Genomic DNA, 18,486 nt, shown 5'->3' with positions numbered 1-18,486 from the left:
TCATCCGCATTAATCATAGGAAATTGTGATAGTCAGGCGCAGCGAAACTTCTTTAATTCTGCTCTGACAACTGTACCGCCATGGTGTCTGCTTCGAGCGCCTCGAAGATGTGCGGTTCATCGGCGGGATAACAAATATAATCGCCCGGGAACAGTTCGACCGGCGCTTCCATCAGGCCAACCCGCGCGCGGCCGCGAGCCAGGATGATGTGTTCGACGGAACCCGGTGGATGCGGTTTTGACGCGCGCGGTGCGCCGGGCTGGCTGGTAATCAAATACAGATCGCGGCGGCCGCCCGGCGGACAGCTGGCCAGTAGCGCGGCCTGAAAGTCTGCTAACTCTGCTGACACCACCATGCCTTCGCCACGCCGAATCACCTGCATCTTTTTCACTTCCGGCTCCATCAGCCGTGCAAAGGGAATATTCAGCGCCACACACAGTGACCATAACGTCTCAATGCTGGGGTTACCGTTGCCTGCCTCCAGTTGCGACAGCGTTGACTTGGCGATGCCAGCGCGGCGCGCCACTTCCGTCAGCGAAAGTCCGGCGCGCTGGCGTTCGCGCACCAGTCCGGCGGCAATGATAGCAATGGGCGGGGTCACAATTACTCCTGTTCTTTATATCGAACGATTTGTTCATCTTGTAAAACACGTACGGCGCGTTCATTATAACGGCTTTCTTGTTCGTTATGAGATCAAATTGTGATGCGTCTGGGTGCCGTACCGCTTGATCGCGGCGTATTGAAAGCGATCTTCCTTGTTTGTTTGGCCGACGGCATCGTTGGCCTTTCCTATGGTTCTCTTGCCGCTGCCGACGGTTTTCCGCTCTGGGTGCCGATTGCGCTCTCGACGCTGGTGCTGGCGGGAGCGTCCGAGTTTTTGTTTATCGGCATCGTGGCAGGCGGCGGCAGTCCGCTTACCGCTGCCGCTGCTGGTTTACTGGTCAACGCACGTCATCTGCCGTTTGGCATTGCGGTGAAAGACCTGGTCGGGCAGGGCGGACGCAGCCTGCTGGGCTGCCATATCATGAATGACGAGAGCGTGGTGTTCGGTATTTCACAGCCGAAGCTAGCGCAGCGTCGGGCGGCTTACTGGATTTGCGGACTGGGTATTTTTGCCATCTGGCCGCTCACGGTGATTGCCGGTGCGGTGATTGGACGCTTTATTCCTGATGTGTCGGCGATTGGCCTGGACGCGGTGTTTCCGGCCATCCTGATCGCGCTGATTTTCCCGGCGCTGCGCCAGCGTCGCACGCGCATTCCGGCCACTCTCGGGGCACTGCTGTCCGTGCTGGCGACGCCTTTTGTGCCAGCCGGTATGCCGGTGCTGTTTTCTTTACTCGGTTTGCTGAGCTGGCGGGAGCGCAAAGATGCAAAATAGTTTAGTGATTGCCGGCATCGCGCTGCTGGCTGCAGGGACGTATGCGATTCGCTTTGCCGGTTACCGGCTGGGCAGCCGGATGCACATGTCGGAACGTGTGCGCAACATGCTGTCCGACGCGGCAACGGTGCTGCTGCTGGCTGTCGCTGTCACCACCGCGCTGTTTGAGGGCACCGATTTCGCCGGCGTCGCACGACTGACCGGCGTGTTGTTCGCGGTGTTTCTCGCCTGGCGTCGCGCGCCATTGATACTGGTAATCATCGGTGCGGCGGTGATGACGGCGCTGCTGCGCTATTTTGGCGTGCCGTAAGCGGCGGCGTTATCTTTTCATCACGTTTTTTTGCTACTGTGGCAAGTCCGCAGTTAGATCAACAGGAGTAAAGATGACGCCGCGACTAGCCCACATTGATGAAACACCGGCGCTATGGCGAATCCGTAATCTGGCCATTCGGCATGGCTGTCGTGAGGTTTACTCCGCTGAGATCATTGCCGCATGGACGCCGGACGAATTACCGCATGCTTACTACGATGCCGTAAAAAATAATCCTTTTTATGTGATTGATGATGCAAAGCACGGTGTGGCTGCGACCGGCTTTCTCGATCTGCAAAGCGGCAGCGTTGAAGCGATTTTTACTTTGCCAGCCTGCCACGGTAAAGGCTATGCCAGTGCGATTATGCACGCCATTATTGCTGAAGCACGCCGTCGCGCGTTCAGCCACCTGACGCTGGCTGCGACACCGAATGCCAGTGGTTTTTATTTACGTCACGGTTTCAGCACGCTGCGCGAGGCGCTCTATCCCTCTGCGCTGGCCGGTGCGGATTTAGCGTGTATAGAAATGCAGCTCAGGCTTTGCAGCTATGATTAGGGATAGTGAGTACAACAAGGACAACGCGAAAATGGTGATTAACTGCGTGGTGTATCGCCACGGCAAACGCGAAGAGCATGTCGAAGTCGATCAAATCAGCGAAGTGCTGAAAGAGGAAAAATCGTTCGTCTGGCTTGGCCTGTATCAACCCGATCCGGCGTTTATGCAAACGCTGCAGGAAGAGTTTAGCCTGCATGAGCTGGCGATTGAGGATGCGCTGGTGGCGCATCAGCGGCCCAAGATTGAGCAGTACGGCGAATCGGTATTTATCGTGGTGAAAACCGCACACATGGAAGATCGCCAGCGCATCAGCTTTGGCGAAACCCACTTTTTCCTCGGCAAAAATTTTCTGATTACCGTGCGGCACGGTTCGGTTGAGGGCTATAAAGCGATCCGCGCTAAAGCCGAGAAAAATCATGCCATGCTGTGCCAGGGACCCGGCTATGCGCTCTACTGCATCCTCGATTTTATCGTCGACAACTACAGCAAAATCACCGAATCGCTGAGTGAACGTATTGCTGACCTGGAAGACGGCATGTTCACCACCCGCTTTGACAGCGTCACGCTGGAGAATGTCTACCACTTGCGGCGTCAGCTGCTGTCGTTGCGCAATGCGGCGATGCCGGTGACAGAGATCTGCCCGCAGCTGGTGCGCTTCCATGAAGATATCATCCCGAAAAATCTGCGCGCCTATCTGCGCGACGTGCAGGATCACGCGCACCACGTCATGATTGATGCCGAAGACATGCGCGAAACGCTGGCCAGCGCCATGCAGGTGAATCTGGCGCTGGTCTCGGTACAGCAGAGTGAGGTGAATAAAAAGCTGGCCGGTTGGGGGGCAATACTGATTGTGCCGACTATCATCTTCAGTATGTACGGTATGAACTTCTCAGACATGCCAGAGCTGCACAGCCACTTTGGCTATCCGGCGGCGCTGGCGGTCACGCTGGTGATCTGTTTCGTTATGTGGTGGCGACTGAAAAAAGCGGGCTGGCTGTAAGCATGATGGCCTGCGCGCGCTGTCACCAGACGCGCAGGCCAGGGCGATTTCAGCCTGAAATCGCCACGCTCCATTAGCCTCAATGCGCGCTGGCAGTAGGGCGCACCGTGATCTCATTGACATCAACTTCGCCAGGCTGATTAATGGCCCAGCTCACCGCCTGCGCAATGGCTTCGGGTTTTAACGCAATCTGACGATAGCTCTGCATGGCCACGCGTGCGGTCTCGTCAGTGATGGTGTCCGCCAGTTCCGATTCCACCACGCCGGGATTAATGACCGTCACCCGCAGCTGGCGCGATTCCTGACGCAGGCCATCCGAAATGGCGCGAACGGCGAATTTTGTGGCGCAGTACACCGCTGCCGTCGGCGATACCGCCAGCGCACCAATCGAGGCGATATTGATGATATGGCCGCTTTGCTGCGATTCCATGACCGGCAGCACGGCAGCGATGCCGTACAGTACGCCACGCACGTTGACGTCGAGCATACGGTCCCATTCATCCACCTTCAGCGCACTGAGCGGCGACAGCGGCATGACGCCGGCATTGTTGATCATCACATCAACCCGACCATATTTATCGCGGGCAAAATCGGCCAGCTGCTGCGTATCGGCACGCTGCGTCACGTCGGTGGCCAGATAATCCAGTTGCGCGCCGCTGGCACGCAGTTCATCACACAGTATTGCCAGCCGATCGGTACGGCGCGCGCCGAGCACCAGTTTATGCCCCTGACTGGCCAGCAGACGTGCTATCGCTTCGCCGATGCCGCTGCTGGCGCCGGTCAGAATAATCACTTTCGCATTGGAATGAGCCATGATGGTTTCCTCGTGTTGGTTGACGAGGCTATTGTGGAAAACGCCGGCTAAAGCGAACAGACCGGATTGTGGCGCATCATTGCCTGATTCTCTCGTCACTATTGTGAGTAAGAAAGAAACCTGGCTATGCTTTGCCTGAACCTCTCACCGGAATCCGTTATGTCGCAAACCGTACAACAGCAGACCTGCGCGCTGCTGCGCCAGCTGGCACCGCAGGAAGGTTATACCGCTTCACTGCTCGACAGCGTGCGCTTTATGCGTGCCGACCGGCAGTGGGCGCGCACGCCGGTTCTTTATGAGCCGAGCATCATCATTATCTGCCAGGGCTCGAAGCGGGCGTTTCTTGCCGACAAAATGTATCGCTACGACGCACAGCACTATCTGGTGTTGTCGGTGCCGCTGCCGTTCTCCGCTGAGACTGAAGCGACCTCGGCTGAACCGTTGCTGGGACTGGCTATCCGTCTGGATGCGGCCACGCTGGCGCGCCTGGTGACGCAGGTCGCAGCGGCAGACATTCCGCTGGCGGAGACACCAGCCAGCATTATTTCGACGCCGGTAAATGAGACGCTGGCGGACAGCACGCTGCGCCTGTTGCAGGCGCTGAGCGATCCGCTGGAAGCGCAGGTTTTAGGCCCGGCACGGGTAGAAGAGATTTGCTTTCGTGTGCTGCTGGGTGAGCAGGGCGGTGCGGTGCGCGCAGCGCTGACCTATCAGGGGCATTTTGGCCGCATCGCGCGGGCGCTGCAGCGCATTCATGCTGACTGGCAGCAGCCGCTGGATGTGCCGCATCTGGCCAGCGAAGCGGGCATGAGCGTTCCGCGCTTCCATCTGCATTTCAAAAGCGTCACGCAGACCTCGCCGATTCAGTACCTCAAGTCCTTGCGGCTGCATCAGGCGCGTTTGATGATGATTCGCGATAATCTCACCGCCGCCGGTGCCGCCGCACGCGTCGGTTACGAAAGTGATTCACAGTTTAACCGGGAGTTTAAGCGGATGTTTGGTCGCACCCCGGCTGACGAGGCGCGGGTGATGAAACGCGCCTTTGCGCTGCTGCCGCCGGAGCAATTATCCGCGCGGCTACAGGCACATTAAGTCAGTACGCGATGACGATTGCCGCCACCACGCCAATCCAGAACAGCAGGCTGGCAGCCAGTGCCAGCTGGCACAGTAACCGGCGGGAAAAACTCAGCAGCGCACTGAGGCGCGGCGATAACATTAATACCATAATCATCCCTCACAACAGCCAGCAACCGATCAGCGCAGCCCCATCACGGCAACCACCAGCAGAATCCAGAAAAATGCACAACCTGTTAGCAGGAAACGCCAGATTAGATGGCGTTCAGGAGTCAGCAGCGTGTGCAGACGCATACGAAGAAGTAGTGGCATAGCGACCTCAAATCAGAAAGTTTTACCGGGAATATCCGACAGCTGAGAACAGAAAATTCTGTCAGCGAATAAGAACATTCTGACGTGTTATAAGGCCGCGAAACGACAAGACCAGTCTTGAAAACAGGCTGAGAAATTCCTTAGCAGGCAGGCGGCAGCCACAGCGGACATCAGGTGCCGCTGTGACCATCAGGCACAGCAAAGCCGGTTACACGCTGCGCGTGACGCCGCCGTCCACGCGAATATTCTGCCCGGTGATATAAGCCGCGCCGGGCGAAGCAAGAAACGCAATGGTAGCCGCCACTTCTGCTGCCGTGCCGTAGCGCTGCATGGGCACGCTGTCGCGCCGTTCATCCGTTTTCGGCAGGCTATCAATCCAGCCTGGCAGGACGTTGTTGATACGAATATTCTCAGCTGCGTAGGTGTCGGCAAAGATTTTACTGAAAGAAGCCAGACCGGCACGGAACACGGCCGAGGTAGGGAACATGTCGGTGGGTTCAAACGTCCATGCCGATGAGATATTGATGATACTGCCGCCACCCTGCTGCTGCATGATCGGCGTGACCAGACGTACAGCGCGCACCACGTTGAGGAAGTAGGTTTCCATTCCCTGCTGCCACGCATCATCGCTTAATTCAAGGATCGGCGCGCGCGGACCGTGGCCGGCACTGTTAACCAGCACGTCAATACGTCCCCAGCGCGCCAGAGTGGCATCAATCAGGTGCTGCAAATCGTCCACTGACTGATTCGAACCGGTAATGCCGAGCCCGCCCAAACGGTTCGCCAGCGCCTCGCCTTTGCCGGAGGAGGAAAGAATCGCAACCCTGAAACCCTCGCTGGCCAGCTTCTCCGCTGCCGCTGCGCCCATACCGCTGCCACCTGCGACAATCACCGCAACTTTTTCTACTGTCATGTGAGTAACCTCATCAATTAAATATCCTGTGATGCCAGTATAATGGCCGGGAGATGCCGCAGAGAGTCAGCTCAGCTGGCAATTGACGATAGGAAAACTACAGGATGAATCAGGGCTTTCAGGCATTACCGTCGCTGAATGCGCTACGGGTATTTGAAGCCGTGACGCGGCACCTTAATTTTCGCCTCGCCGCTGAAGAGCTCGGCGTGACGCAGGGTGCGGTTGCGCAGCATATTCGCGGTCTCGAGGCCAGCCTGGGCCTGAAACTGTTCGATCGGTTGCCGCGTTCGCTGGCGCTGACCGCTGCCGGTGCAGGCTATGCGGTGCACATTCGACAGGCATTTGAGCTGATTGATGAGGCGACGCGCACGCTACGCCCGGAGCCGGATCGCCTGACGCTGAGCGTAACACCGACCTTTGCCAGCCGCTGGATGCTACCGCGTTTACCGGCATTTACCGCGGCCTGGCCGGATATCGACCTGCGCGTGCTGGCCTCTGAACGGCTGGTGCAGTTTCACCATGAAGGCGTCGATCTGGCGGTGCGCTATGGCCGGCCGCCGTTTGGTAGCGGGCTGGAGGCCACGCTGCTGTTTAGCCAGACGGTGCTGGCGGTGGTCAGCCCGGCGCTGCTGGCACAACACGGTGATGCAGCGCAGCCAGAAAATTGCCTGCGCTATCCGCTGCTGCACGATGGCCATCACCTGTGGCCGGCGTTCCTGGCGTTTATGTTCCCCGGCCAGTCGCTGCAGCATCAGCATCATCTGCGCTTCAACCAGACCGCGCTGGCGCTGGAAGCGGCGCTGAGTGGTCAGGGTATCGCACTGACCAGCCCGCATTTTGTGCAGAACGATCTGGCCAGCGGTCGGCTGGTTCCCGCCTGGCAGCGTGAGATGCCCGTTGATGCCGGCTGGTATCTGGTGGCTCCGCGTCGTCCGCGTGAGCAGGCAACGGTGAGTGCGGTTCGTGCGTGGCTACTCAGTCAGGCGGAGCAGAGCAAAGATTGATGGCTGAGCAACGCGATGCTTTTATGTTCAATAACGAAATCAGTAAAACTGATGATCCGCGCCGGATCATGAATGTTATGACTGACTGAGCATGCATTTTACAGGGTTTATCCTGCCCGGGCAGGGTTTTAGAAAAATATCGCGCAAATTCAGCAGTTAAGGAAAGGAATTGTGCGTTGCAATATGACTGGTGCTGTGAATAAATAAAACGCTGAACTTCATAAAAATGCCATAACGGCCAGGCGACAGCCTGCATAAACGTATTACCCACATGACCGATCATAAAACCATTTTAGCCAGGGATATCAGCGCCAGAAGTGAAAGCATGCAGGCGCACCTCATCGCCATCCGGCGCGACATTCACGCGCATCCGGAGCTCGGTTTCGACACCGTCCGCACTGCAGCCATCGTGGAACAGGAGTTGCTGCGCCTCGGGCTAACGCCGCAAACCGGCGTGGGCCGCACCGGCGTGATGGTAGACATTACCGGTACGCAGCCGGGCAAAACCGTGCTGCTGCGCGCCGATATGGATGCGCTGCCGATTCATGAGCAAACCGGCCTGCCGTTTAGCAGCATCTGGCCGGGTAAAATGCACGCCTGCGGCCACGATATCCACACGGCTACGCTGCTCGGCGTCGCGGCGATCCTCACGGACCTGCGCAGCCAGCTGCACGGCACGGTGCGGCTGATTTTTCAGCCGGCGGAAGAGACGCCAGAGAGCGGCGCGCAAGCCATGATTGCTGCCGGCGCAGCGGACGGCATTGATGTGGCGATCACGCTGCACAATAAGCCAGAGCTGGCCGCAGGAGAAATTGCCCTGACGCGCGGTGCCAGCACCGCTTCCAGCGATGAATTCGACGTAGTGATTCATGGCAAATCCACCCACGCCGCCCGGCCGCACATGGGTACCGATCCGATCATTGCCGCCGCCAGCCTGGTAACGCAGTTGCAGACCATTGTGTCGCGCGAGCTCGATCCGGCGAACTCTGCTGTGCTGACGATTGGCCATATCCACGGCGGCACCACCCATAACATCATCTCCGACAGCTGCCTGATTCAGGGCACCATCCGCGCTAAATCACCGCAGGCGCGCGCTCACATGGAAGACGCTTTCCGCCGCATCTGTGCCGGAGTGGCGCTGTCGCTCAATACGCGGATTGAGGTCAATTATCAGCGAGGTGTACCGCCGCTGATGAATGATGATGCGCTGATTGATGCACTGGAGCCGATCCTCTCGCACCAGTTCGGCAAGCCGGTGGTGGCAAAACCCAGCAGCAGCTTTGGCGCGGAAGATTTCTCGCTGTTTACCGAGCGTGTGCCGGGCTGTCAGATCCATATCGGCTCTGGCGCGCCGGGGCGCGACGACCATCTGCACAACTCCGACTATCAGCCGGACGAACGCAGCATTCACGCTGGCACACAGGCTCTGGCCCGTATAGCGATCGACTTACTCTACTGATAATAATGAGGTTTTATGATGATGCGTAAAGGGCTGTTCTCCGCCTCCGCGGGCATGTTGCTGCTGGCTGCTGCCGCTGTGGTTCAGGCCAAAGATTTTGGCACGTTAAAATTCGCCACCGAAGCGGCCTATCCGCCGTTTAACCAGTCCACGCCGAGCGGCAAAATTGTCGGCTACGAGCCCGATATGGTGGCCGAACTGGCGAAACGCGCGGGATTCAAATATGAAATCGTCGCGCAAAAGTGGTCCGGACTGATCCCCGGCCTCGCTGATGGCAAATATGATGCAGTGGTCGATGCCGTCACCGTGACGCCAAAACGTCAAGAAGTGGTGGATTTTACCCATCAGTACACCGTGAGCGTTTCGGGCTTCGTCACGCTGAAGGGCAGCGCAGTAGATACTCTGCCGGGCAACGGTGAAGTGGTACAGGCGACCGATGAAGCCGGTATGAACAAAGCCATCGACGCGCTGAAGGCGAAGTTCAAAGGCAAAACCATTGCGGTGCAGGTCGCTACCATTCAGGCCGATTTCCTCAACAAATACCTCGGTGATGTCGCGACTATCCGTACCTATCAGGCCGGCCCGGAAACCTTCGCCGATCTGCTTAACGGCCGGGTTGATGCGGTCATGGCATCGCGCACCAACCTCAATGCATATGTGAAAAAACACGCGGATACGGTAAACAGCACCGGTTACGGCTTTGTGGGTGGTGTACTGGGCCAGGGCTCGGCGATTGCCATTCGTAAAAACAATCCGGAGCTGAAAGCCGCGCTGGATCAGGCGCTGGTGTCGATGATCAAAGACGGCACGCTGAAGCAACTGTCTGAGAAATGGTTCGGCGAGAACGTCGCGCCTGCGGAATAATGCTGAGCGCTTATGACTATTGACTGGCAACTGTTAGGTTTTGGTGACGAAGGCTGGGGCGGCGTGCTGCTGGACGCCGCCACCGTCACGGTAACGGTCTCGCTGTGTGCGTGGCTGCTGGGCGCGATGCTCGGCAGCCTGCTGTGCTGGATGCAGATTGGTGGCGGCCGCTGGCAGCAGCGTGTTGCCAGCGGCTACATCACGCTGTTTCGCGGCGTGCCGGAGCTGCTGGTGATCTACCTGTTCTACTTTGGTGGCCGACAGGTGGTCGGGTTTATCGGTGAAGCTATCGGCCTGCAGGGACCGTTTGACGTTAACGGCTTCGTTGCCGGCGCCATCGCTATCGGGCTGATTTCCGGCGCTTACCAGAGCAGCGTATTTCGCGGTGCGTTTTACGCCATTCCCGCCGGCACGCTGGAAGCCGCTACGGTGACCGGCATGGGCCGCTTTATGCTGTTCCGCCGCATGATTGTGCCGCAGGCGCTGCGCACCGCGCTGCCGGGCATGGGTAATCAGTGGCAATCGGTGATTAAGGAGTCGGCGCTGGTATCGGTAACCGGGCTGGTGGAAACCATGAACCAGATTTCCACCGCGTCGAATTCCACCCAGATGCCGTTTTTCTTCTACAGCGTGGGCGCCGTGATTTATCTGATCATCACCACCTGTTCGGATTTTTTCTTCCGCTATGTGGAAAAAGTGGCCATGCGCGGGCAACAACGCGCGCGGTTGTAAGGAGCCACGATGGATTTCACCTTTTTACAGCATACGCTGGCTGCACTGCTGCGCGGGCTGCCGCTGACGCTCAATCTGGCGGTCTTGTCTCTGCTGGGCGGCGGGGTACTGGCGCTGCTGCTGAATCTGCTGCGGCAGCATCGCCTCGGCAGTTACGTCACGCGTTTTTACGTCTGGCTGTTTCGCGGTACGCCGCTGCTGATTCAGATCTTCATGATTTACTATGGCCTCGGCAGCCTGCCGGCGGTGCGCGAAAGCGTGCTGTGGCCGCTGCTGCGTGAGCCCTACTGGTGCGGGTTAATTGCGCTGATTCTCAACGACGCGGCTTACACCGCCGAGATCCTGCGCGGCGGACTGAATGCGGTTAGCGTGCAGTCACTGGAAGCGGCGAAAGTGTGCGGCATGTCGCGCTTCACCACGCTTCGGCGCATCACGCTGCCACTGGCGGTGCGTCAGGCGCTGCCGGCCTACAGCAATGAGATCATCTCAATGATCAAATCCACGTCGCTGGTGAGCACCATCAGCCTGATGGAGATGACCGGCATCGCAGACTCCATCGTGTCAGAAACCTTCCGCGCGCTGGAGGTGTTTATCAGCGCGGCGATTATCTATCTGCTGCTGACCGTGCTGGTGAGCAAAGCGGTGGCGCTGCTGGAGCGCCGTTTGTCCCCCTATCACGCTGGAGCACGTTAATGAACAAACCCACTATTGCCCTGAGCCATCTCAGAAAAAGTTATAGCGGGCATGAAGTGCTGCATGACATCAGCCTGACGGCGCAGGATGGCGACGTCATTTCGCTGATCGGCGCCAGCGGCTCCGGTAAAAGTACGCTGCTGCGCTGCATCCCGTTTCTTGAAGTGCCACAGGCCGGTGAGATTGCCGTCGGCGATGAAGTGGTCACCCTCGATAACGCGGACGAAAAGCTGAGCCGTGAACAGCGCCGCCGCATTAAGCTGATGCGCATGCAACTCGGCTTTGTGTTTCAGGGCTTCAATCTGTGGCCGCACAAAACCGTGCTGCAGAACATCATTGAGGCGCCGATCCATGTGCAAAAGCGCAGTCATCAGGAGGCCGTTGCTGAGGCCGAAGCGCTGCTGCAAAAAGTCGGGTTATACGAAAAGCGCAACGCGTGGCCGTCGCAGCTCTCCGGTGGCCAGCAGCAGCGCGTGGCGATTGCCCGGGCGCTGGCGCAGCAGCCGAAAGCGATACTGTTTGATGAACCCACTTCCGCGCTCGACCCGGAGCTGGTGGGCGAAGTGCTGCGCGTCATTCGCAGCCTGGCGGAAGAGGGGCGCACCATGATTATCGTCACCCACGAAATGGGGTTTGCGCGCGATGTATCAAACAAAGCGGTGTTTCTGCATCAGGGCAAAATCGAAGAGTCCGGATCGCCGCAGCAGGTGTTTAGCGAACCGATCTCGGCGCGCTGTCGCGCTTTTGTCAGCAGCCACCTGCAGCGCAACAGCTAACCAGATTTGTGCCAATGGTGTTCTAAGCCAAATTATGGAAAAATCGCCCTCCCTCAACGGAGGGCTTTTTTATCGGCGCAGGGAAGGTGCACGTCGTCGCGCACTTCACGTCCATCGATAACCAGCTACCGTCAGGTCTGGCTGCTGTTGCGTTACCGCGCGACAGAGAGGGCCGAAATTTTCCTCATTTTTCTACAGGCGGAGTACGTAATGGGCGCGAAGGTGTGGTTAGTGGATGATGATGTATCCGTGCGTGAGTCGCTGGGATTTCTGCTGCGAACCGTGGACTACGAGGTCGCCGACTTTGCTGACCTGGCATCGTTCGAAACCGCCGCCGCCGGTCAGCAAGCCGTATGCGGCTGTCTGCTGCTTGACGTGCGACAGCCAGAGAGTAGCGGCCTGAGCTGGCTGGCCCGGCAGGGTGCACGCCATCCGCTGCTGCCGGTGATCATCATGACCGGGCACGACACGCTGGAGGCCTGCCGGCGCTTGTTTGCTCAGGGCGCCTTTGCCTTTTTCACCCGGCCGCTGGAGATTGAACCGCTGCTGGAGACGGTCCGGCTGGCGATGCGTGAGAGTGAGCAGCGCGCCAGCCTCTAATGATACCGCGCCGTGTTGCCGCAGAGCGCGCGCCGGGAAGCCAGCGCGCACAGCAGCGGCACCGGCAGGGTAAACAGCAGTAACAGCCACAACAGCACATACACCGCATCCACGCCGTCGTTTTGCAGATTGTTATACAGCTGCGCCGGCATTCCGTGGGGAAACCAGGCGAAAATCATCACAATGCCGAATTCGCCCATCGCCCGCACCCACGCCAGTGCCGTAGCCGACGCCAGGCCCGGTGCGGCCAGGGGCAGCGCCAGCCGCCAGAAGCGCGGCCACGGTGTGGCACCCAGCGTCCGGCCCGCTTCAAGGATCTCCTGCGGCACCGCGATAAACGCCGAGCGTGCGCTGGTGACAAAGTAGGGCAGCGCGCCATACCACTGCGCCAGAATAAAGGCGGCGGGATTGTTCACCAGCGTCCAGCCCAGCTTGCTCAGCAGCTGGCCGGGCAAACTGTACGGACCGTACGCGCTGACCAGCAGGATTCCCATCGCCAGCGGCGGCGTCAGCAGCGGGATCATCACCAGCGTTTCCACCAGCCAGCGCATTTTTCCCCGCGCCTGCGACAGCCACCAGGCCAGCGGTAAGCCGGTCAGAAAAATCAGCACCAGCGCGATCGCTCCCAGACTGAGCGAAGTGGTTACCGCCGCGCCGTCACCCCACGCCAGCCGCAGGTGTTGCCAGTGTGTGACGCCCGTCAGGGTGACAAACGGCACGGCCAGCAGCACCAGGGCGGGCAGCGACAGCCACAGCGCGCCAGCATGGCGGATTTTCATGGGGTGTAAAGCCCATCGCCCTTCGGCGCGGCATAGCCTTGCTGTTTAAACAGCGCCTGTCCTGACGGACTCAGCATGAAATCTACAAAGGCTTTGCCAGCGGCCGTACCGTGCGGCGCATTCCTGAGCACCGCCGCGTAATAGACCAGCGGCTGGGTGTGCAGCACTTTATCTTTACCCTGGCTGTCTTTGACGCTAAAGCTGACCGTGTTGTACCACTTTGTCGCCATCGCCGGATTGCTGAGGTTGATTTCATCGGGCAGCGCGATGTAAGGCAGATGGGTTTGCGCGGGATTCTGGTAACCGCCGAGAATGTTGTCAGCGATGCCGGGCTGCCGGTAATACTTCTGCGCCAGTAGCAGTGTGAAAATGATGTTCTGGCCTTTAGGATCGTTTACCGGATCGGTCCGGCCAAATTTCAGTCCCGGCGCGGCCAGCAGCTGAAGCCAGCGGCCATTATTGTCTTTGGCTGCGGCAAACTGCGGCGCAAACGGCCCTTTTGGGTTATAGGCAATCACCATGCTGGTGCTGGCTACCGGTACTGCGTTGTCGATCAGTCCGGCGTCTTTCAGGATCTGCATCGGACCGGGAGTAATAGTCACGAACACGTCAGCGGTGATTTTTTTGCTCGCCAGCAGGCGCGCCATGCCGTAAGCCCCCTGGCCCTGACCTTCATACTTACCGTCATGCTGTTGTGCAAATGCCGGGCCCAGTGCCTGATCCATCACTTTTCCCATCGAACCGGCATACGTCACGCGGATATCCATGGCGGCCTGCGCCTGTAAACTCAATCCGCCGGCGGCAGTCATTAACAGTAGGGTAAGCGTCTTCACGCGGAGATTCCTTTTCGCTATATAAATAAGTAAATAGCGATTATCGGAATTCTCCGTTTTAGCGCAAGGTAAAATCTGTTGCGAAATCCTGCGGTCGCGCGCCAGTGCCGGGTTTTAGTGCCATTGCAACGCGCGCTGAGAGAAAAAATTCATTTACCGATCCGTGAGCTACCGCAAACACAGGCGGCCGGCCGTCTGCTGGTTAAATAAGCGGCTATAGTTATCCCAGTTGGATTATTTTGCGTGCCGCTGGGCGTGCACCTTTTCCTCATTTGCCTGGAGCCCGTTACTACGTCACGAGGTTTAACGTGTTTGCCGATCTTTCCTGGAAAATCATTCATCAGGTCATCAACCAAACCATCGCTGAGATGGTGGATGAACAGCAAACGCTGGACGTGCTGAGCCTGCGCAGGCGCTTAAGGGAAATGGCGGAGAACGAAACCAACGAGGAGATGGTGCTGTGTTACTGGCAGGCCAGCAAAGTGCTGACGCGTTTGCCGCCCACCGTCACCGCCAGCCAGCTGATAGAAGAGGCGCGCCATGCGTTCCGCAGTCCGCCCAGTCACGATTCGCTTTAACGCGAAATGCTTTTCTTTCCCCGTTGCGCTTAACAGACTCTAATTGGCTGAAATTTAATCATAATCAGGCAATACGCTCTGCTAGACTTCCCGGGTTAACAACGCTGAAAACAGAGGACAGTAATGAAAATCAAAAGTTATGCCGCACACAACGCCGGTGATGCGCTGGTACCGTACGAGTACGAAACCGGTCCGCTGGCGGCGGAAGAAGTGCTGGTTGAGGTCGATTACTGCGGTGTGTGCCATTCTGATTTGTCGATGATTGATAACGAGTGGGGCATTTCCTCTTATCCGGTCATTGCCGGTCACGAAGTGATTGGTCGCATCAGCGCACTCGGCGATGCGGCGCAGGACAAAGGGTTGAAGGTCGGCCAGCGCGTGGGTATCGGCTGGACTGCGAAAAGCTGCCAGCACTGTGATGCCTGCATCAACGGCGAGCAGGTCAACTGTGAGAACGGTTCAGTGCCAACCATCATGAACAAAGGCGGTTTCGCCAGCCATCTGCGCGCCGACTGGCAGTGGGTGATTCCGCTGCCGGAATCCATGGACATTACCTCTGCCGGTCCGCTGCTGTGCGGTGGGATTACCGTGTTTAAACCGCTGCTGATGCACCATGTAACGGCCACCAGCCGCGTCGGCGTTATCGGTATTGGCGGCCTGGGCCATATGGCGATCAAACTGCTGCGCGCCATGGGTGCTGAAGTTACGGCGTTCAGTTCGAATGCCAGCAAAACCGAATCCATCAAAGCCATGGGCGCCGATCGTGTGGTCAACAGCCGCGATCCTCAGGCGCTGAACGCGCTGGCCGGGCAATTTGATTTGATTATCAGCACCGTAGCCGTCGATCTGGACTGGCAGCCGTACTTCCAGGCGCTGGCTCCGCACGGTAAGTTCCACACCGTGGGCGCGGTGATGAAGCCATTTGAAGTGCCGGCGTTCAGTCTGATTCTGGGCGATCGCGCGGTAACGGGTTCTTCTACCGGTTCACCGGGCCAGCTGCGTAAACTGATGCGTCTGGCGTCACGCGCCGATGTGGCACCGCAGGTGGAAGAGTTCCCGATGTCGAAAATCAATGAAGCGCTGGATCACGTACGCGCCGGTAAAGCTAATTACCGCGTGGTGCTGAAGGCCGATTTCTGAGGCGGATAACACGCTGACATTTGTCAGACAAAACGGCGGATGGGGGATCATCCGCCGTTTTTTACGCCTTATCCCTGCGAATCATCCTTTTCGCCGAGGAAGAAATACCACAGCGGAATCGACATCAGCGCGGTGAACACCGTGGTGTAAAGCGCGATCATAAAGCCCTGCGTCAGATACATGGTCAGCGTCCAGTGGCTGAACGGGATGCCGTATTGATCGATCACGCCGCCGATAATCGCATTGCTCATCACCGTACCGACAATCAGCGCCAGAATAAACAGCCCACGCAGGTAGTAACGCATCTCCTTGCGTTTCACCGTGAAGCGCGCCCGCACGATACCGAGCGGTGACTGCTGCGCAGCGAGAATTTCCGCTTCGCTCATCGGCGCACGTTGTTGTCTGCGCCAGCGCAGTACGTCCACCAGCACGAAGGCCAGCAGGCTGACGCCCATCACCGGCAGGGCATAACCGAGCGCCAGCGCCAGCATCAGGCAGACCCCTTTGGCATAGTGCGGCAGCGCCAGCCAGCTTGCGCTCAGGGTTTGCGCCGGGCTGGCCTGATCGAGAGCCGGGCGGCGCAGCCACCACATGCGATAACCCAGCACAATCATACTGCATAAACCCAGGCCAAACAGCGCCAGCAACAGCTGATTAGGCCAGCCAAACAGCACGCCCATGTGCGCATCGACGCCCCAGCGCGTCAGTTTTGCCACCAGCGGGAAGCGATCAAACCAGACGTGATCGACAATCGCGAAGCTGTGCGGATTCACGGACACCGCATCCACCTGGGTGGGCCAGCTGCGATCAATCTCGCTGACAGTCCAGGCTTTGCCCTCGCTCTTCGGCTGGCGCAGCTCCACTTTAGCCGCGCGGATGCCATCCTGACGCGCCGCCGCCAGCACGCGATCCCAGTCAGCGTCGGCGGCATTTGCCGGCAGTGACTTCGCCGGCTGCGCCGCCGGTTTCGCCATCGACGACATTGGCATGCTGGTCATGTCCATGTCCGGCATACTGCGGTGATCGGCGTGAGGATCCGCCGGCGCGGCGGGCGCATCACCGCTGAGCGACGTATTCACCTGTGGCGTCAGCCAGTTAAGCTCGGTGCGCATCTTATCGATATTGCTACCTGCCCATTGTGACCAGGTGAGGCCGGTAACGGAGAAGAACAGCAGCCCGAGCAGCAGCGTCAGCCCCAGCGTGATGTGCCAGTGCCGGTTAAAGGCAAACCCCTTTCGCACGGTTTTCAGCTGGCGTTTTGGCCGCGTGCCCAGCCACAGCAGCACGCCGCCGAGCGCGGCCACCCACAGCCAGCTCGCCGCCAGTTCGCTGTAGTTGCGACCAAAGTCACCGAGTAACAGGCTGCTGTGCAGCAGATCGAGCGTGGTGCGCAGCGGCAACACGCCACTGGTGCCGTACACCGTCATGTCGCCGGTTACTTTGAGGCTGTAGGGATCGATAAATACCGCGCGCGACTGCGACGGACCGAGTGTGGCATCGCTGAACTGTACGCGCGTGGTATCGCGCGCGGCGGGCGCAGGTCGAACCGCATAAATGTGCTGATTTTCGCCCGCATAGGCGCGTGCTGCGGCGATCTGCGCCGAGAGCGGTTGCGCATTGCCCTGCGGCTGCGCGGTGAGCGCATCAGCGTAGATCAGATTTTCCAGCTGCGGCGTCAGCACATAGAGCGTGCCGCTGAGCGCCGCCACGAAGATGAATGGCGCGACAAACAGGCCAATATAAAAATGTAAGCGGCGTAGCAGATTTAGCACCGCGCCGCGCGGTGCTGCAGAGTGAACAGCAGACAAAGCCGTCTTCCTTCCGATAAGAGAATGTCAGGGCACAGCGCAGGCGTTGTACCGATTGATGAGATTCAGCAGGAAAGAAAAACCGGTGGCGCGCGCGGACGATGGGTACCGCTGAAGCGGCGCGGCCGGGGTGCCACCAGCGGCGGCAGCGGTGGGGCGCGCGAGATCACCAGCATCAGCCAGATGAACGGGATAAACACCCACATCATCAGCGGAACATGCACCAGCAAATCACAATAGCCACAGGCAAATTCGCCGTCGTCCATGTTGTGATGCATCATGCCCGGCATCGCCATCTCCATCGGCATATCGTGATGGTGCATTGGCATGGCAGATGAAGGGCTGTGCGACGCCACGGGGTCAATGCGCGTTTGCCGCTCCAGCAGCGTTTTCGACACAATCGGCGCGACGAACAGCAGCAGCACCGCCACAATGGCGACGCAGGCGGTCAGGCGCTGGCGAAAGTGATAGGAAAACGTCATGGCAAATACTGAGTGCTTCAACAAATGAGGCCGAAGTGTAACGCGATTGCCGCACAAGGGTTAATAAAAGTGAGGCTGGGAGCGACATAATTCGCACCTTTTGAAAAGGGTCACTTAATGTGGTGTGTTTGTTAACTTAATTGCAACCTGATGAGTACATTAGAGAAACACTATTTCTCATTGCTGAAGGATGAGCGGTGTCTGATGGCATAACCTGTCATTGCTCAGAATTTGTGGTCGCCATTAATGGCGACCCTACAAGGTATTGGCACTATTTGCACAGGGTGCGCATTGATCCGCACCGATATAAACAGTCACTTGCAACTCTATTGCAAGGTGTCACGTCATTTACTGCGGCCTGTAGGCAGTTGCACGATTTAC

23 protein-coding genes are annotated in these 18,486 nt (G+C 58.4%); 14 read left to right on the top strand and 9 right to left on the bottom strand.

Annotated elements, in window-relative coordinates:
* Positions 1-52: 52 nt before the first annotated feature.
* Positions 53-601: a helix-turn-helix domain-containing protein gene (locus F3J41_RS07935; protein ID WP_058758972.1), complete on the bottom strand. Its 549-nt coding sequence runs from the start codon at positions 599-601 to the stop codon at positions 53-55.
* A gap of 102 nt (positions 602-703) precedes the next feature.
* Between F3J41_RS07935 and F3J41_RS07930 the strand changes: the two genes are divergently transcribed.
* The 4 genes from F3J41_RS07930 to corA all read left to right on the top strand — a co-directional run bounded on the left by F3J41_RS07930 (position 704) and on the right by corA (position 3,244).
* A complete protein-coding gene (locus F3J41_RS07930; protein WP_021508855.1) occupies positions 704-1,378 on the top strand; it encodes an AzlC family ABC transporter permease in 675 nt (224 codons plus the stop codon).
* Positions 1,368-1,688 (top strand): AzlD domain-containing protein, encoded by a 321-nt coding sequence (locus F3J41_RS07925; RefSeq protein ID WP_021508856.1) that lies wholly within the window; start codon positions 1,368-1,370, stop codon positions 1,686-1,688. The genes F3J41_RS07930 and F3J41_RS07925 overlap by 11 nt, the downstream gene beginning before the upstream one ends.
* Positions 1,689-1,761: 73 nt before the next feature.
* On the top strand, positions 1,762-2,244 hold the full coding sequence (locus F3J41_RS07920; RefSeq protein ID WP_141495822.1) for a GNAT family N-acetyltransferase: 483 nt from the start codon (positions 1,762-1,764) through the stop codon (positions 2,242-2,244).
* A 31-nt stretch (positions 2,245-2,275) separates the two neighbouring features.
* On the top strand, positions 2,276-3,244 hold the full coding sequence (gene corA, locus F3J41_RS07915) for a magnesium/cobalt transporter CorA (RefSeq protein ID WP_021508858.1): 969 nt from the start codon (positions 2,276-2,278) through the stop codon (positions 3,242-3,244).
* A gap of 79 nt (positions 3,245-3,323) precedes the next feature.
* Here corA and F3J41_RS07910 read toward each other — a convergent pair whose 3' ends face one another.
* Positions 3,324-4,058 carry an SDR family oxidoreductase gene (locus F3J41_RS07910; protein ID WP_166710559.1) on the bottom strand — a complete coding sequence of 245 codons (735 nt, stop codon included), beginning with the start codon at positions 4,056-4,058 and terminating at the stop codon, positions 3,324-3,326.
* 159 nt (positions 4,059-4,217) lie between these two features.
* Between F3J41_RS07910 and F3J41_RS07905 the strand changes: the two genes are divergently transcribed.
* Positions 4,218-5,150: an AraC family transcriptional regulator gene (locus tag F3J41_RS07905; protein ID WP_021508860.1), complete on the top strand. Its 933-nt coding sequence runs from the start codon at positions 4,218-4,220 to the stop codon at positions 5,148-5,150.
* 1 nt (position 5,151) lies between these two features.
* Here the strand turns inward: F3J41_RS07905 and F3J41_RS23545 are convergent, their stop codons facing one another.
* The 3 genes from F3J41_RS23545 to F3J41_RS07900 all read right to left on the bottom strand — a co-directional run bounded on the left by F3J41_RS23545 (position 5,152) and on the right by F3J41_RS07900 (position 6,357).
* Positions 5,152-5,283 (bottom strand): hypothetical protein, encoded by a 132-nt coding sequence (locus tag F3J41_RS23545; protein WP_254919538.1) that lies wholly within the window; start codon positions 5,281-5,283, stop codon positions 5,152-5,154.
* Positions 5,284-5,312: 29 nt separating this feature from the next.
* Positions 5,313-5,444: a hypothetical protein gene (locus tag F3J41_RS23540; protein ID WP_256378117.1), complete on the bottom strand. Its 132-nt coding sequence runs from the start codon at positions 5,442-5,444 to the stop codon at positions 5,313-5,315.
* A 208-nt stretch (positions 5,445-5,652) separates the two neighbouring features.
* Complete coding sequence (locus F3J41_RS07900) at positions 5,653-6,357, bottom strand: SDR family oxidoreductase (RefSeq protein ID WP_166710557.1); 705 nt, start codon at positions 6,355-6,357, stop codon at positions 5,653-5,655.
* A gap of 104 nt (positions 6,358-6,461) precedes the next feature.
* On the opposite strand from F3J41_RS07900, the gene F3J41_RS07895 reads away from it, so the two are divergent.
* The 7 genes from F3J41_RS07895 (at position 6,462) to F3J41_RS07865 (ending at position 12,485) form a co-directional block, all read left to right on the top strand.
* Complete coding sequence (locus tag F3J41_RS07895) at positions 6,462-7,361, top strand: LysR substrate-binding domain-containing protein (RefSeq protein ID WP_021508864.1); 900 nt, start codon at positions 6,462-6,464, stop codon at positions 7,359-7,361.
* Between the two features lie 271 nt (positions 7,362-7,632).
* Complete coding sequence (locus tag F3J41_RS07890; protein WP_166710555.1) at positions 7,633-8,820, top strand: M20 family metallopeptidase; 1,188 nt, start codon at positions 7,633-7,635, stop codon at positions 8,818-8,820.
* A gap of 15 nt (positions 8,821-8,835) precedes the next feature.
* Positions 8,836-9,684 carry a transporter substrate-binding domain-containing protein gene (locus F3J41_RS07885; protein WP_241493834.1) on the top strand — a complete coding sequence of 283 codons (849 nt, stop codon included), beginning with the start codon at positions 8,836-8,838 and terminating at the stop codon, positions 9,682-9,684.
* Positions 9,685-9,696: 12 nt separating this feature from the next.
* Positions 9,697-10,416, top strand: a complete 720-nt coding sequence (locus F3J41_RS07880; RefSeq protein ID WP_058758979.1) for an ABC transporter permease — start codon at positions 9,697-9,699, stop codon at positions 10,414-10,416.
* Between the two features lie 9 nt (positions 10,417-10,425).
* Positions 10,426-11,109, top strand: a complete 684-nt coding sequence (locus F3J41_RS07875) for an ABC transporter permease (RefSeq protein ID WP_159377600.1) — start codon at positions 10,426-10,428, stop codon at positions 11,107-11,109.
* Positions 11,109-11,885, top strand: coding sequence for an ABC transporter ATP-binding protein (locus tag F3J41_RS07870; protein ID WP_058758981.1), 777 nt, complete (start codon positions 11,109-11,111; stop codon positions 11,883-11,885). Before F3J41_RS07875 ends, F3J41_RS07870 begins: the two co-directional genes overlap by 1 nt.
* A gap of 210 nt (positions 11,886-12,095) precedes the next feature.
* Entirely contained in the window at positions 12,096-12,485 is a 390-nt protein-coding gene (locus F3J41_RS07865; protein ID WP_021508870.1) for a response regulator transcription factor, read from the top strand.
* Here F3J41_RS07865 and F3J41_RS07860 read toward each other — a convergent pair.
* Both F3J41_RS07860 and F3J41_RS07855 read right to left on the bottom strand, forming a co-directional pair.
* Positions 12,482-13,264, bottom strand: a complete 783-nt coding sequence (locus F3J41_RS07860) for a molybdenum ABC transporter permease (protein WP_166710553.1) — start codon at positions 13,262-13,264, stop codon at positions 12,482-12,484. The genes F3J41_RS07865 and F3J41_RS07860 overlap by 4 nt on opposite strands.
* On the bottom strand, positions 13,261-14,073 hold the full coding sequence (locus tag F3J41_RS07855) for an extracellular solute-binding protein (RefSeq protein WP_166710818.1): 813 nt from the start codon (positions 14,071-14,073) through the stop codon (positions 13,261-13,263). The genes F3J41_RS07860 and F3J41_RS07855 overlap by 4 nt, the downstream gene beginning before the upstream one ends.
* Before the next feature lie 332 nt (positions 14,074-14,405).
* Here F3J41_RS07855 and F3J41_RS07850 point away from each other — a divergent pair, with 332 nt between their 5' ends.
* Both F3J41_RS07850 and F3J41_RS07845 read left to right on the top strand, forming a co-directional pair.
* A complete protein-coding gene (locus tag F3J41_RS07850; protein WP_010616678.1) occupies positions 14,406-14,675 on the top strand; it encodes a hypothetical protein in 270 nt (89 codons plus the stop codon).
* A gap of 123 nt (positions 14,676-14,798) precedes the next feature.
* The gene (locus F3J41_RS07845) at positions 14,799-15,815 is read left to right on the top strand and encodes an NAD(P)-dependent alcohol dehydrogenase (protein ID WP_021508873.1); all 1,017 of its coding nucleotides are present in this window, start codon (positions 14,799-14,801) and stop codon (positions 15,813-15,815) included.
* Positions 15,816-15,883: 68 nt separating this feature from the next.
* On the opposite strand, the gene F3J41_RS07840 is transcribed toward F3J41_RS07845, so the two are convergent.
* Both F3J41_RS07840 and F3J41_RS07835 read right to left on the bottom strand, forming a co-directional pair.
* Positions 15,884-17,623: a DUF2534 family protein gene (locus F3J41_RS07840; RefSeq protein ID WP_166710551.1), complete on the bottom strand. Its 1,740-nt coding sequence runs from the start codon at positions 17,621-17,623 to the stop codon at positions 15,884-15,886.
* A 65-nt stretch (positions 17,624-17,688) separates the two neighbouring features.
* Positions 17,689-18,105: a DUF2946 domain-containing protein gene (locus tag F3J41_RS07835; protein WP_021508875.1), complete on the bottom strand. Its 417-nt coding sequence runs from the start codon at positions 18,103-18,105 to the stop codon at positions 17,689-17,691.
* Positions 18,106-18,486: the final 381 nt, after the last annotated feature.

The organism is Pantoea sp. Ap-870 (assembly GCF_011752515.1).
Lineage (GTDB): Bacteria > Pseudomonadota > Gammaproteobacteria > Enterobacterales > Enterobacteriaceae > Pantoea > Pantoea dispersa.
Note: the sequence above shows the minus strand (reverse complement) of the source record. Positions and strands in the feature narration are given on the sequence as shown.